This window comes from Arthrobacter sp. 9MFCol3.1 (assembly GCF_000620385.1).
Classification (GTDB): Bacteria; Actinomycetota; Actinomycetes; order Actinomycetales; family Micrococcaceae; genus Arthrobacter.
Genome location: NZ_JIBJ01000011.1, coordinates 17,521 through 33,345 on the forward strand (window position 1 = coordinate 17,521; position 15,825 = coordinate 33,345).

Consider the following 15,825-nt stretch of genomic DNA (forward strand, 5'->3'; position numbering starts at 1 on the left):
TTCGGGGGAAGGGGACGCTCGGCGCTTAGGGAGCTGGCCTCGATCGTCGGGTCCAGGCACTGATCGTGCAGGTCCTCCGGCACGATCACCGGTGTCCCAACGTGAATGGGCCCCAGCGCTTCATGCGCGGCCCGGGTGAGGACCATTGCGGTCACCTGCCACTTATGCTCCGCGTCGTTATCCTTCGTCGGGTCGGGCCAGAACTCATTGAGCCACACCGAATAAGCGATGCCTACCACTATTACGGTGGGTGGGAGCCCCATCGGACGGGCGAGAACTGCTGCTGATCGGTTGGAAACCGGCGATGCTGGTCCGTCGGTAACCTGCCGCGACCGATAAGATCGTGTCCCATGACCTTCGTGCAATCGGCCCCGCCCCCTTCTGACGCTCAAATGGTGGATCTCTTCGCCGGGCCTGGCGGATTGGACGTCGCGGCACGCTGGCTAGGATTGTCCGTGGCTGGTGTCGAGTGGGACGAGAACGCCTGTGCAACTAGGCGGACCGCTGGGCTCGAAACCGTACAAGGTGACGTACGAGAGCACAGGCCGGAAGAATTCCCCCTTGCGACGATTCTCACCGGGGGGCCCCCGTGTCAGACGTACACCGTGGCGGGGGCTGGTGCCGGCCGCAAGGCCCTTAGCCAGGTTCTATCCTTTATTGCGCGCATGGTCGATGGGGACGACATCACAGATGAGCTTGCCTCTCTGGAAGATGAACGAACAGGGCTGGTGCTTCAGCCGCTGCGATGGGCGCTAGATGCCCATCGAGCTGGAAAGGCCTACGAGGTGATCGTATTGGAGCAGGTGCCAGCGGTCCTGCCCGTATGGGAGGCCATGGCGACGGTCCTGGAGACACTCGGCTATAAGACAGCTACCGGCGTTCTCCACGCGGAGGAGTACGGAGTCCCGCAGACCCGCCGGCGAGCGATCCTGATCGCGAACCGAAAGCTCACCCCCGCCCTTCCCGCTCCAACGCACCAGCGGTTCAGGAGAGGACAAGCCATAGCTTCCGCTGGTCAGCCCGCTTTGCTGCCATGCCAGAGCATCGGCGAGACCCTGGACCGGCCGGAGCCTTTCGAGCTTGTCTCCAACTATGGAACCGGCGGCGATCCGAAGGCCCGTGGTCGGCGCACTTCTAGGGAGCCGGCTTTCACGGTTACAGGAAAAGTCTCGCGGAATCGCTTGTTCTCAAACAAGGGTGAACTCGATCGCCTCGAGGTTTCAGAAGCAGGCCGTCTCCAGACGTTCCCGGCTGACTACCCATGGTCGGGCAAGGATATCTCCCAGCAGATCGGTAACGCCATTCCACCGCGTCTCGCCGCACACGTCCTGGCAGCGGCCCTCGGCCGCGAAATCTCCCCGGGTTTCCTCGACACGATGGTAAGAACCCGGTGGACTGACATCGATGAGGAGACCATAATCGCATCCCGCTATATCGAACATGCCCCCGACTGTGTCAGGCCGAAGGCGGAAACGGACTTGAGTCGGTCCCCGGTCCTAGAAGTTGATGCGAGGATGCAGGTTGGACTTGAGAAGAGTCACCACGAGCATCTCCCTCAGCCCGCCCTCACTACTTCGAGCATCCTCTGAGTATGAGCGTCCCCGCCGGAGTTTAGTCAGACCTCGCGCATGTTGGACCTACGAGACTGAAGACAATTACTGCCAGCGTCCCTGTAGCTCAAAGCCCAACGGTCTGGGTCCCGGCTTCTCAGGCGGTTCCTGTCCTGGGCTGCGTGGCCGCTGCTCGCTTGTCGTCCACCGGCCGTCTGTCGTCCAGAGCTTCCGAGAGCGTGCGACATGCACCCGCAGCCGCAGCCATTGTGCCGGTCCACCACTGGGATCTTCACTGTTTCCTCGGCGCGCCTCAAGGCGACTTTGGGCCTGAAAGCTGTTTGACCTCGTTAGGATCGAAAAGTCGACTCGGGGGAAGGTAAAAGCAATGACGCACGGTTTTTGGAGCGAGCCAGATCAAGCGCTCCTGGAATTTCTCGAGAGCTGGCGGGCGAAGGTGCCACGGATCTATCGCGAGGATCCGAAGATGCTTGAAGAACATGTGGGGCAGGAGAATTCCTTCCGCACGAGTGGCTACTCAAAGCGTCAGATCACGGAGCTGGTCCAGAACGCGGCCGACGCGATCCTCAAGTCGGGAGCCACCGGCCGAATTAAGATTATCCTTACCGATCACCACCTCTACTGTGCGAATGACGGTAAGGAGTTCGATCAAGCGGGAATCGATGCCATCACGCATGCCTACCTCAGCGAAAAAAGGGGCGAAGAGATCGGGCGTTATGGCTTAGGTTTCAAGTCCGTTCTGGCCGTGACGGACAACCCGCAGATCTTCAGTCGTTCGGCCAGTTTTCATTTCGGGTCACCCGAGGCTCGTTCCATTCTGGCTGAGTTCGACACACAGGAAAACGGTCTGCCGGTATTGCGCCTGCCCACGGTCATCGACGCGGTGAACGCGATCGACGACGACGACATATTGCAAGAGTTGGCTGAGTGGGCGAGCACAGTCGTGAGGCTTCCGCTTCAACAGCATGTGGAGCTGGAAGAGCAACTGCTGGGATTCCAGACCCAGTTCCTGATATTCACCCCCCACGTCGAGAAACTGTCAATCAGCATCCGGCGCGGTGGCGCCCAACAAGAGGTTGAGCACTCCTGCCAATCTATAGGCCCTTCGTCCTTTGAACTGCAGGGGCCCCGGCTCGGTGCCCAGAGGTGGGCGATCTTCAAACGGACACACCAACCGTCGCTAGCAGCAAGACAAGAAGTGGATGACGCTATCGCCCGAAAGTCGATCCTGGTCACCTGCGCCATGCCACTGGACCCGCAAGGGAAAGAAGGCGAGTTCTGGGCCAATTTCCCTCTGTCCGACCGGACCTCCGCCGTCGGTATCTTCAACGCCCCCTGGGCGCTGAGTGAAGATCGAAGTCACATCCTGGCCGAGAAGAAGTACAACGCCGAAATTTTCGAGACCCTGGCCCAGCTGTTCGTCGATTCCTTGCCGCACCTTCGAACAAAGGAACACCCCGCGCGGCACCTGCGGTATCTACCCAGCCGTCCCCAGGAGTACCACTCCCCTGCGGACAAGGCACTGATCTCACACATCCACCGCAAAGCCTCGGAAGCGGCTCTCATCCCTGATGTCGCCGGGCAACTGCGCCACGGATCCGAAATCGTTGCTCTCAACTACGGGGTCGTCCTACCCGCGAGCGCTATGGCCGCGTGGAGTGCTGCTCCGCATACACCTAATAATGTGCCTCACGTTTCGTGTTACCACGACGATAAGACCGGGAACTTGAGGGTCCGTCTACGCGAGATGCATCGGAGGGCATTCGCCGACGCAGGAGCGCTCCTGCAACGAGATCTACCCCCCGCGCGTAACGAGCTCGACCCCTCGGCGTGGTTGGCCATGCTGGGCGATATAGATGATGTCCGATATTCCCGGGAAGCGTTGGCGATGATTCCCAGCATCGAACCGGAAAGGGCCCGCTTATCCTTAGCTTCGGCCCGGATCGTCCCCACCGACATGGCCCGGCGAGCCGCCCTCAACGAGTACACGAATGTTCATCTTCCCCCCGAGGTTGGGGTCGAGCTGCAGGGCTATGAGCTCGTAGTAGACGAAATCGCCAACAACGTGGCCTGTCGTAAGGTTCTGGAGAAATTCGGGTTCAGGGCTCTTGACGCCGAGATCGTCTTCACCTCCATGCTCTCGATGATGGGGCCAACATCCACGGACAGCCAGTGGGACGATCTTTGGGACCAAGCACTCAACCTCGAACCCCGTCGGTTGGCGCTGATACTCACTGATTGGAGACGTAAGGGGAATATCGTCAAGGTCATCACGGGGGCCTCGACGTGGCGCCATTCAGAAGAGGTGCTCGCTCTTCAACACCCTGCGGTGGAGACGCCATGGCCGGATCGCACGCTTATGCCCAATTTCCTCACCAAGGAACTTATTGAGGTCCTCGGCGTTGTGACCGGATTCTCACCCCGTTATCCCGTCATTGAGGAAACCGAGTTCTCGCAGTATCTGGACTGGGCTGTAGAACGGGCTCGGGAAGCAGGCGCCCAGGACAGGGATTCGGCGCCGGAAGACTGGTACTTCGCGGAAGAACGAGGGGCCGGCCCCCTCGGGCTTCTCCATGATCTGTCCCAGGTAAGCCCCCAACCCACCCGTGACTTGTTGGAGTTGACTGCGGCCCTGCTAAGGACCGGCACAGCCCGGGAATGGAATCTTCACAGCCCTGACGGGTCGGAGAGCTTCCCTGTACCGGCCCCGCACCTGTGGGCCGTCATGACGTGGGGGTTGGCAGAAACTTCCTTCAGCGTCGTTCCGGCGTGGCGCGTGGTGTCTCCCGTCCTCCAGAAATACTTTCCCTGGGTACCCGTGCCCAAGGATTCTCATTTCGGTATCTTGCCGTTGGCTGAGTCGATAGAGAACATCGATACGGATGTGCTCATGGAAGGCATGAGAGCGGGCCAGGGAATGCAAGCTACGGCGCCCGTGACCAGTTCCCTGTTGAATTTCCTGTCCGAAGCTCTACCGAGAATTCGCGAGGAGCAGGGCTGGAAGGGTGAGGTCCCAGCCGTAGTCGGTCCGGACATAAATTTGTACCCAGCGGGGCAGATCTTCATCGCATCGAATGCGGCGCAGGTTGAAGTCCTAAAGCGATCCAAAAATCCCTATCTGTTCGTCGAAGACGAGATGCTCCGGCGCTTCTTCTTTGAACAAGCGGACTTCCAAGACGCCGACAGCGCCATCCGATTCGAGTTGATTCCGGAGCAGCCGACTGAACCGGTGCTGCTCACAGACTGCATTCCGACCGTGTACGGTCTGCTTGACCGAAAGGATCGGCGGCTCTCCATCACGGAGTGCGCCAGCATCGTGGCCCGCCAGCTAACACCGACCGGCACGCAGGAGCAAGCCTTGAAGCGGGCATTCCACGGCGGCACGGTTTATGTGACCAGCGATCCTTCCGTAAGAAGCGACGCCCACGACCTTCTCGCCTGGATCAATCAGGAAGTCGGTCTGAGGTTGAGTGCCGCGGACGTTCAGAATGCTGTACAGGCGCTCTTCGACGCTGATTTAGATGAGTTGAGACAGCGGTCTCGTGCCGCCTCCTCGAACGAGGACCGATTGAAAGTACTGGTTTCGCCGGATCAGCTGAATGCGAAGCTGCCTCCCGGTCTTATAGATACTCTTCGGGCGATGGGAACGCCTGTGCATGATGGAGACCTGGCAGGGCTGTTCCTCGATTCCTTCGGGACTGACTCCCTAAGTCTTCTTACAGATGAGTTGAGGGCTCTCGGATTGACGCCGCCTGACAAGTGGGGAGGTCTCGGCCCTGCTCGCAGGTTCGTAACCGATTTGGGGTTTACGCCGGACTTCGCGGGGACGTCTAAGCCTTCGCGGCCAGCGGGGGAGATCGTGATGGGCAAACCTGGACTGGGAGCGTTGCACGACTATCAGCAGGAAGCTCTACGGGAACTACGGTTTTGTCTTCGTTCCAACCCCGGTAATGCCGACAAGGCCCTCTTGGAATTGCCGACCGGTGCGGGAAAGACCCGTGTCGCTGTGGAGTCGCTGGTCAGGGCATTCTTGAACAACGATTTCGCCACCAACGGCCCGGTCTTGTGGGTCGCGCAGTCCGACGAACTGTGCGAGCAGGCCATCACCACATGGAGCGAGGTATGGCGGGAGTTCTCCGACGAGAGATCGCTAAGTATCAACCGATTTTTCGGTACGCATCGACCGCAGGCACCCGAATTGGAGTTGAGCGTGGTCGTGGCGACCGATGCGATGCTCTACGAGCACATCAACGACGATTCGTACGACTGGATCTATGCTCCTGTCGCTGTCATTGTTGACGAGGCCCATCGGGCAGCGGACAACAAAATGTACAGGAAAATATTTCAGAGGCTCGGTGTTGACCTCGGAAATCGCGAGCGTCCACTGATCGGTCTTTCGGCCACCCCTTACCGAGGACGGAACCCTGAGGTGACCAGTCTGTTGGCGAAGCGGTTCGGGAACAATCTTGTCCAGACGTTGGGCCCTGATCCTATAAAAGAGCTCCAGGATCGTGAAGTGCTGGCACGTATCGATCATCAAGTCCTGCCCGGTACCCGCTTGGACGTCGGCCTGTCGGAGATAGAACGCAAGAACTTGTCGCAGGACACCTTGAACCTGGTGGGTGAAGACCAAACGAGGACCACGGGCATCGTCAATCACATCATGGCCTTGCCGGAGGAGTGGAAAGTCTTAGTCTTCATGCCTTCGGTGCTCTCGGCTCAGGTCCTGGCGACGATCCTGAAGAGTAAGGGCGTGCGGGCGCGCTCGGTAAGTGGCCGGAGTTCGCGCGGCGAGCGGGCGAAGGCGATCTCTGATTTCAAGCACGGCTCGCTTCAGGTCTTGGTCAATTGCGAGCTGTTGACCCAGGGTTTCGATGCACCTCAGATCCGCGCCCTTTACGTTGCCCGGCCGACCTTGAGCGAAAGCCAGTACGTGCAGATGGTCGGTCGTGGACTACGAGGACCCAAGAACCGTGGATCCGAGCGGTGCCTGGTGGTGAACCTCGAGGACACGATCGAGAACGTCGACGTCGACCTGGCATACCGGGGGTTCACCCAGTACTGGGGGGTCGAGGGGTCATGAGGTTAATCCCACCGACGGAGTACATCGACGCCCAGAGTCATGCCGAGCGCAAGGTCGCGGAACTCCTCACGGCGATGCGGTCCGACGAAGGTGTCGCATACCATTCGGTCCATCTTCCTCGGCACCGCAAACAGGTAATGGGTGAGGCAGACTTCGTGGTGCTGTGGAGGGGGGCGATCCTCGTACTGGAGGTCAAGGGAGGGCGGATCGGGCGGACCGAGGAAGGCCTCTGGTACTCCGTGGACCGGCAGGGCACCCAGCACCCTCTTCGGCGCAGCCCATGGGTGCAGGCCAAGGACGCTTCATTCGCGTTACTCGATATCCTCACCAGGCAGTCGGGCGAGGGCGGGTGGCCGTTCGCCTATGCCGTGGTGACGCCTGACCAGAATCTGACCCCGGACGCGGAATGGGTTCCGCAGCAACACATCGGGTTGGATCGGATGAGTCCCGCCGGGTTGGAACGGAGCCTGGACGCGCTGGCTCGTCTGGCCCGTACACCACCGGGTGACTCCGACTACCCCGGGCGCCAGGGTCTACGTCCGATGGCGAACCTCTCGACCGTCTTCACCCTCCTGCGTCGCGAGGTGGACGCCATGCGAACCGTGCCGGACACCGAGATGCTCATCGACCGGAACATCGTAACCATGACCGATGAACAGGTCGACGCGATGCGGGCCTTCGAACGCAATCCACGGGTTCTGGTCCTGGGCGGAGCCGGTACGGGTAAAACCGTAGTGGCGATCGAAGCGGCACGTCGAGCGGTGGCCGACGGCAGTTCGGTGGCTTTCGTCTGCGGTTCCCCCGGCGTGTTGAGGTTTGCGTCGGAATTGTTGAGCGACAGCCCGGTGCAGTTGGTGCCCTTCGATTCGATTCCCGGCGAAGCCGTCTTCGATGTGGTTGTAGTCGACGAGGCACAGGACCTGCTGAACCTCGAGGACATGAGCAGACTCTCTGATTCTGTCCGTGGCGGGTTGCAGGACGGTCGGTGGTGGATCTTCCTGGACCCCAACAATCAAACTCATCTGAGCGGGGTGTTCGACGAGATGGTGTACCAGGAGATCCAGGCCGGTGCCATCATCGTCGATCTGACGAAGAACGTCAGGAACGCCCGCACCGTCGTGACTGCGGTGCAGTCCCATCTCGGGGCGGACCTGGGAAGCCCACGCATCGGCGAAGGACCGGAGGCATCGATCGTTCAGGCCCGAACCCCGGAAGAAGCCCGCCGTCTTCTGGACGGTCGCCTCAGTGCCCTCCGAGACCAGGGCGTCAGTCGCAAGAAGATCACCATCATCAGTGCCGCCACCGACCCCTCGGCGTCAATCCTGGCCGTCGAAGGCCGACCACCGTCGAACTACCCCATGGAGAACCAGTCCTACGAGGTCGTCACAGCAGCGAACATCAAAGGTCTGGAGCGGGAGCACGTGATCGTCGTGGACGTCGGCGACCTAGACACCGCCTGGGGGCGGGCCGCATCCTATGTCGCGATGACCCGGCCTCGTTATTCGCTCTACGTCGTCAGTTCTCCCGGCGCCTACCAGATCATGGGACGAAACGCGCTGCAGTACATACAGCAACAGGTAGGAAAGGCCGGTGCCCGCAATGAATGAAGCCGTCGAACGCCAGAAGCGCGTGATCAAGCACCTTGAACAGCAATACCTGGGCCCGATTGAGGGGCCGGAGGAACTGCTCAGGAACCGGCCGAACGCCACCTACCTCGTCGGAGTCCTCTACCCCGTGGGTATCGGCGTAGAGATCGAGGAACTGCAACCCTTCACCGAGGATAACCCTGGTGAGGAAGGGATCGACGGTACCGAGGAACTCGCCATCGACATGGCGAACGCGTACCAGCCCTCTTCCAGCGCCCTGTCTTTCATCCATGACGGCGAGGCAGTGGACATCGACCTCGGATACGCCACCTACAGCGAGGAGAAGACCGAAACCCACATCGCGTGGCGGCGTCAGGGCCACCAGTTCTCCGGCATCCGCTGCGAGCAGCTAGCCGTTGCGGGGGCCCCTGGGGACGGGCGTGTAGCACTGGACGTACGATGGCGGCCTTTCGGCCAGAACAGTTCACTGGTCACCGTTGCCATCAGCAACACCCGCGTAGCCCCGAAGAACGACGAAGAAGAAGGGCAACTACGCACCGAGGACTGCCTGTACCAAGTCGGCATGACCGTACGCTCGATCGGGGGCCGGATACTTCCCTACAGGTCGGTCGAGGACCTCCGACTGGATCCGGAACAGGAAGAACTCGCGGTGCGCTACCGAGACCGTCAGGTCTTCGCCGTGGGCCACGGGACATCGGTGCGCTGGGCCCATGACGGGTCCGGCGGGTGCGCCTCAGTGTCTCTGGACCCACTACCCCGCTATACCGTCCCAACCGTCGAGGCCAAGACAAGTGACGCAGGTATCCTGCGGCTGGACCGACTCACCCAAATCCAGGACGACACCGCAGAAGTCCTCGCGGAACTCAGGACCTTCGTCGACGAATACCGGCTTTGGACCGAGGAACAGCAGGACCAGGTACGAGGACTCGACGAACACCATCGACCGGCAGCCGGGAGGATCACCGACCGACAGAGCGACGCCGTCGACCGCATGCACGAAGGAATCATCCTGCTCGAGGGCTCCTCGAGCGCCAGGGACGCCTTCCGCCTGGCCATGTCCGCCATGAACGAGCAGATGCTCCAATCAGATCGCGCGAAAGCCGCCGGCTCCGAAGGAAATAAGCTCAGACGCGAACCGACGTGGCGGCCGTTCCAGTTGGGATTTATCCTCCTCGCCCTCACCAGCACCGCGGACGTCAATCACCCGGACCGGGACCTCGTTGACCTGATCTGGTTCCCCACCGGTGGAGGCAAGACAGAGGCCTACCTTGGGTTGGCGGCCTTCGAGATCTTCCGGCGCCGGCTCGAGCACGGGATCAGAGGAGGCGGTACAGCCGTCATCACCCGCTACACCCTGCGCCTGCTGACGACACAACAGTTCCAACGGGCCGCGACTCTGGTGTGCGCCATGGAACGCCTCCGGGCGAGTGATCCACTCGCGCAGGGCATGGCACCCTTCACCATCGGACTCTGGGTCGGTAACGCCACCACTCCCGGGACGCAGAAGGAGGCGATCAAACGCCTGGAGCTCACCAGGAGACGGGAGATCCCCGACAACCCCTTCCAACTCACCGAATGCCCTTGGTGCGGGCACCGCATGATGCCAGAAACCAGGTCCGAACGTGCCGGGGACTACGGGGCCGTCCACTCGGCCGGAGACATCTGGCTCCGCTGCCCGGACCGGAACTGCCTCTTCCACGACCGGCTTCCCGTCGAGGTTGTCGACGAGAGGATCTACGCGTACCCACCCACCATCTTGCTGGCGACCGTCGACAAGTTCGCGCGACTGCCCTTCAAGCAGGAGGCAGGGGTCCTGCTGGGCGCCGGCTCCACGGCGAACGATCCACCGTCGCTGATACTCCAGGATGAGATGCATCTACTCTCCGGTCCTCTGGGCACCACGGTCGCGATCTACGACGCCGCCGTCCTGGGCATCATCGGGGAGGTCGGCGGACACCCGAAGATCGTTGCCTCCACCGCAACGATCCGCTCCGCCGAGGACCAGGTTAAAGGCCTCATGGCCCGGAACGTCCAACTGTTCCCACCATCGGGGCTCAATGAGGAGGACAGTTACTTCGCCCGCCCTGCGCAGGACCCCGACGCCCCTGGCAGGACCTACATCGGTCTCATGCCTCAGGCCTTCACCCAATCCACCTCGGTAGTGCGTGCGATGGGCGCCATGCTCGAAGCACCCGGGCAGGCCGCGCACGGACCACAGGACCTCAAGGGAACCGATGCCTACTGGACGGCCGTGGCCTACCACAACAGCCTGCGCGAACTGGGGCGCACCGTGACCCTCGTCCGCGACGACGTCAACAGTCTGCTGGCCACCCGACGTGGACCCGAAGGCAGGACACGTCAGATCCGCGGTGACGGAATGGTGGAGCTGACCAGCCGCGTGGATGCCGAGGACCTTCCCAAGGCTCTGCAACGACTAGGACGCGGCCTCGACAAAGGCGATGCCGTGGACGTGGTCGCCTGCACGAACATGCTGTCGGTGGGTATCGACGTCCCACGGCTGGCCCTGATGCTGATGAACGGTCAACCCAAGACCACCTCGGAGTACATCCAGGCCACCAGTCGCGTCGGACGCGGTGACGTCCCGGGCGTCATCGTCACGTTGTACCGAGCCTCACGTCCTCGCGATCGTTCCCACTACGAGTCGTTCCTCGGCTACCACCAGTCGCTTTACCGCAGTGTGGAACCGACCAGTGTCACCCCCTGGTCCGCCGCGTCCAGACACCGATCCTTGGCAGCAGTCCTGGTGACTATGGTCCGGCACTTGAGCCCATGGCGCGAGGACTCCCAGGCAGTACTCTTCCGGGCCGATTCCAACGTGGTGCGTAACGTCCGGGAGACGATCCTGGACGTCGTGGAACGTTCGGACCCGGACGAGTACCAGGCCACGCAGGAGCATCTTGACCGGTTGATTGACCAGTGGCGTATCCGCACCTCACCGGACCCCGACACCGGGGAATCGACGCTGCGGTACCAGCCCCTACGAGCGAAATACGGAGAGCCTGCCCTGATGCGCGCCTTCGACGAGGATCGAGATGGGTGGGCCGTGATGAATTCGATGCGCAGCGTCGATTCGAACATCAACATGAGGATAATCGGGGAGAAGGCATGAGTCCCAAAGCCAAAGCAGGGCAGGACAAGGCACCTGAGATGCGTCAGCTCAGACTGCAGGAGACCATCTACCCGTTTGGGGTCGGCGCCATCGTCGACATCAAAAGCGAATCGTTCATCGGCATGGACACAGGGACGTGGAACGAGAAGACCTGCGAGCCCCTGTCCTGCCCACCCTTGGAACGGGCGTTAGGGGTCCTGCAGCTGCGCCGACCCCCGACCGCAGGGGAATACAGTCACAACCCCAACTTCGCCCTGCCCTACCGGCGGTTCCCGAAATGGCGTTTCTGCCAGGACTGCACCTTGATGTCCAACCGGATCCATCACAAGAACGGCGCCAGTACCAATAGCTGCTCCAGATGTGCAGGACCGATGGTCCCCATGCGTTTTGTCGCCGTCTGCGACGCCGGAGGCCATATCCAGGACCTCGACTGGCGGCGGTGGTCCCACTTCGAGTCCTCGAATGACGAGCAACGCCAGTGCAAGGATTTTGAGCATCTGGAACTGCGGACGACCCCGGGGTCAGGCGAAGGCCTGCGCTCGTTGCGGGTCCTGTGTCGCTCCTGTGACGCCTCAAGGCACCTGGGGTCGCTGGGACGCAACACATCCTTGTCCGAGGAAGGGTACAAGTGCTGGGGCCTGCAGCCGTGGGAACCGCAGGACACCACCAAGGAATGCACGAAGGAACTGCGGGTTGTCCAACGGGGTTCCACCAGCGTCTACCAGGCGGAGACGGCTTCGGCGATCGACATCCCGGAAGTGGAATCCGCCACAGTAGCGCTGCGGGACAAAGTACTCCAGAACGACATGTTCAAGGCAGTATTCGGACAACAAGCGGGACCATTGCTGGACCATGCCGTCCCCGTCGTCTCCGCCCAGACCGGGGCCCCGGAGCACATGGTTCGTCACTTGCTGACGACCGACCCCGCGGCCGACACCTCACAGTTGCAGAGCAACCTGCACTCAGGAGAATGGGCGGCGTTCGACAGGGTGCTGGCCGGGGACACGGAAGTGACGAACCCTGATTTCGACGTGCATCCTTCCGACTACCCCCAGGAACCGGGCGTGCTGCCAGCCCTGGCCGGATTGGTAGCGGACGTCGGTCTGGTCCGCCGGCTACGTGAGGTACGAGCCCTGCGGGGTTTCCGCCGCTACGAGCAAGAAGACTTCACCCGGGTGGACCTCGGAAGCATCGACGGCCTCAAGTGGTACCCGGCCATCGAGCAGTTCGGGGAAGGTATCTTCCTCCGTTTCAATGAGCAGGCCCTCCGTACATGGGAGGAGGACCCCGCCGTCCAGCGACGGACCCAGCACTGGATCGATCGAGGGGCGAAGCTTGCGAACCGTAGAGGTGTCATCGCCGATCTCCACCCCCGCTACGTGCTCCTGCACACCCTGGCACACCTGTTGATGCGCCGATTGGAGTTCCAGAGCGGGTACTCCGCGTCGTCCCTGTCCGAACGTATCTACGCCTCAAACGACGGTCCGGACCCCCAAGGCGGTCTGTTGATCTACACCAGCAGCGGGGACGCCCAGGGCACCCTCGGCGGCCTGGTCCGCCTGGGAGAGGCCCGGTACTTCTCCAGACTGCTCCTCGGCGCGGTCGAGGACGCCGACCGCTGCTCCAACAACCCCGTATGCGCCGAGAGCCGGGGGCAGGGCATGAACAGCCTCAACCTGGCTGCTTGCCATGCGTGCAGCCTCATTTCCGAGACCTCCTGCGAGCGCACCAACATCTATCTGGATCGTAAGCTCCTCGTCGGCGATGAGTCCGTACCCGGTTTCTTCCGCACGGTCCTGACGGATGCGCGGGCGAGCATCCAGGGGTGAACGCCGGAGAGAGTAGGAATGGGCCGGGTAGCGCACCGCTTCGACGATGATGAGCATTTCCGGTGCACGTAAGGTGATAAACGATGATTGCTAACGTCTCTGATGACCCGTTCACCCTTTTCGACGCCGACCCGCATTGGGTCGCTGAAGAACAGGGGAGCGCGAAAGGAACTGCTGGATCCTCGAGGACACGACGGGCCCGGCCCCCTTCTCCGGACCCGGACAAACGACCCGAACCGGCTTTGAAGTCGCGTCCCCGCAGGACCACAGCTGTTCCACCTACTCCCGCCCAGGACCCGGCCATCCACCATATGAAGGGCTCGATTCAGGCAGCCGACCCCGAGGGAATTCGGTGCGGGCGTGCCATCCGAAACGCTCTCGACCAGGCCTACGACGGTCGGTGGACGGGGCGATGGGACTTGACCCAGCTGACGAAAGCAGAATCAGCTCACATAGGACCACTCATCGAGGTGTGGCTCCAACGGGTACTCGATCTCGACGACGGTATCACTACCTCGCTCCAGATCGCCGGGTACGACGTCGCCTGTACATGGAGTGAGAGGATCGACGTCTGGACACTCGACCGCCCCGTTCCCGAACAACGTGAATTGCCCTACTTGGTGATATGGGCAAACGAGGAGACCTCTCGATTCAGCCTCGGGATCCTTCGCCCCGGCCCTGACTCGCGAGGAGTGGCATCGATGGACCGGGGGCGCCCCCGCTTGTCCCAGGTCGGGATCGACCAGATCCTATGGGTCTTCGACGGTTGTGCCCTACCGGCCAACGTACTCATGAAACATCCCGAAACGGCGATGGCGGCAGTAAGTCAATCCTCGGGCCAGGCAGCCGTCAACATGTTGTTCCGTCACTTACAAGGTGAGCTGGTGCAACATTCCGCTGTGGAGACGGTCGCCCAGCAGATCGACTCCTCGAAGCGGATCCGCGATGCTCGAGGACACCTCAGGCATGAGGGAATCGTCATTCTGGGGCACTATCATCCTCAACCCGAGATCGCGGCCGCACTCGGGCTGCCGTCCCCGCGAGCGGGAACCTTCGTGAGTCACCGTTTAGCCCCCATGGAAGCCGGGGAACTCGGTACCGGCGCGGAGATCGACGGCGGTCGGTGGCGTCTTGCCGTCCCAGGTGATCCGATCACTATGGCACCGTCGCTCCCCGTCCAAGGCAAAGAGCGAACATGACCATGACAGGCCTGGACCGTTCACATGTTCGGTCACCGGAAGCTATTTGGCTGTAGCGGGGTGAGAGGGGCTCGATGTGCCCTCAACGCACGTACGGGAGCCACCATTAGGAGTTTACTAAGCCCCCAACACCCAGTAGGGGCGATACTACTGGTCCGTTCGTCAGCCGCACCAAGCTGATACGGCCTGACAGAGGAGCTCATGCTGATCCCCGAAGTGGACTTCAGCGGCGTCGCCCGCACGCTCCATGCCGAGTCGCAATCATCCGCTCACTGGTGAGCCTTGCCGAGCATACGAACTGGATCGACGCCGGAGCCAGGGGAACCTTCGTGGCCAACCGCCGGCTCACATCGATCGTCCGGGACCCCTGGTTGAGCGAATGAATGAAGGACAAGCAGGAGGCGACGGCTGCGGTGAGAGGGTAGCTGTGCCGCGCCGTCAGGTTGGTGACACGGGGACTGGCAGAAAATTCGCCGCTGCACCAATCGCTACGTAGCCCGCCGCATCTACGGGACCCTTGATGCCTCGTCCGGACCAATGCATGGGCATTCACAGGCCCAGAAGAGCCCAGAGGCCGCCCCGCACTGCGCATTCAAAGGCGCCTCACCCGCCAGCCGTGCGTCACCAACCAACCCGTGAGTGCAGCTAGATGTCGCTGCGCGACTGTAGGTGAGCATAGAACGACGGGAGGTCAAGGGAATCGGATCGCGAACCATTTCGGACAAAGAATTCATAGGGCCGTGATTTTTCCCGCCGAACGAACGATCGTGCAGTCCGTCGCATTACAGTCACATGTGCTATTGCCGCGTTGTCGAGCTGGTGGAGTTGAATCCGTGTGTAGGGCATCACCATTGCACCGTTGAGGAAGCGTCCCTCGATGAGAGAGACCAGATGCAGCTGCCACTTGTCGAAGTCCCAGCCTTTGAGCTCCAGGTCGCGCTCGATACCCTGACACGGCTCTCCGTCATCGTCGATTCCGATAAGAAGCTCCCCGCCGTCGCTATTTAAGAAAGCGCATACAGTTTTGAGGACTTCTCCAGGTAAAGCAGGGTGTTCGTTCAGGGTGCCATCCTGGCGCCAATCACGGATGGAACATAGGAGCGAACTCTTAAACTCAACGCCCGACCCCTCACCGATTGCTAGCAGCTTGGCAATCGCCGCCTTTGAAGTGCTGACCTCTGGGATGCGGAGAACCCGTGCCGATTCAAGACTGCCCCGAGCCTGGTTCGGATTAAGCTCCAATCCCCAAGCTTCGATCGTGCGCACAACCGCCTCTACGGCCCAGAGGGGATCCCCCTCGGGGAGCCCAAGTAATTCCGCCAGCTGAGCAATGCTGGTTTCAACGCCTGTGGTGAACGCTTTCGCCATGAGGGGCGCCATGGCGGCCGGGATGTTGTTGTTCATGA

Annotated in this window: 7 protein-coding genes; 6 read left to right on the forward strand and 1 reads right to left on the reverse strand. The window is 61.5% G+C overall.

Annotated elements, in window-relative coordinates; translation table 11 throughout:
- Window positions 1–392 precede the first annotated feature (392 nt).
- From C560_RS21725 to C560_RS0112655, 6 genes are all read left to right on the forward strand, one after another.
- On the forward strand, window positions 393–1,589 hold the full coding sequence (locus C560_RS21725; protein WP_155855779.1) for a DNA cytosine methyltransferase: 1,197 nt from the start codon (window positions 393–395) through the stop codon (window positions 1,587–1,589).
- A 349-nt stretch (window positions 1,590–1,938) separates the two neighbouring features.
- Window positions 1,939–6,654: a DEAD/DEAH box helicase gene (locus C560_RS0112635; RefSeq protein ID WP_026538486.1), complete on the forward strand. Its 4,716-nt coding sequence runs from the start codon at window positions 1,939–1,941 to the stop codon at window positions 6,652–6,654.
- Window positions 6,651–8,261 (forward strand): NERD domain-containing protein, encoded by a 1,611-nt coding sequence (locus C560_RS0112640; RefSeq protein WP_026538487.1) that lies wholly within the window; start codon window positions 6,651–6,653, stop codon window positions 8,259–8,261. The genes C560_RS0112635 and C560_RS0112640 overlap by 4 nt, the downstream gene beginning before the upstream one ends.
- Complete coding sequence (locus tag C560_RS0112645; RefSeq protein WP_026538488.1) at window positions 8,254–11,391, forward strand: helicase-related protein; 3,138 nt, start codon at window positions 8,254–8,256, stop codon at window positions 11,389–11,391. Before C560_RS0112640 ends, C560_RS0112645 begins: the two co-directional genes overlap by 8 nt.
- The gene (drmB, locus tag C560_RS21730; protein ID WP_081801699.1) at window positions 11,388–13,220 is read left to right on the forward strand and encodes a DUF1998 domain-containing protein; all 1,833 of its coding nucleotides are present in this window, start codon (window positions 11,388–11,390) and stop codon (window positions 13,218–13,220) included. The genes C560_RS0112645 and drmB overlap by 4 nt, the downstream gene beginning before the upstream one ends.
- A 311-nt stretch (window positions 13,221–13,531) precedes the next feature.
- On the forward strand, window positions 13,532–14,419 hold the full coding sequence (locus C560_RS0112655; RefSeq protein WP_026538489.1) for a NaeI family type II restriction endonuclease: 888 nt from the start codon (window positions 13,532–13,534) through the stop codon (window positions 14,417–14,419).
- 645 nt (window positions 14,420–15,064) lie between these two features.
- Here C560_RS0112655 and C560_RS22645 read toward each other — a convergent pair.
- Window positions 15,065–15,823, reverse strand: a complete 759-nt coding sequence (locus tag C560_RS22645; protein WP_026538490.1) for an AlbA family DNA-binding domain-containing protein — start codon at window positions 15,821–15,823, stop codon at window positions 15,065–15,067.
- Between the last annotated feature and the right edge of the window lie 2 nt (window positions 15,824–15,825).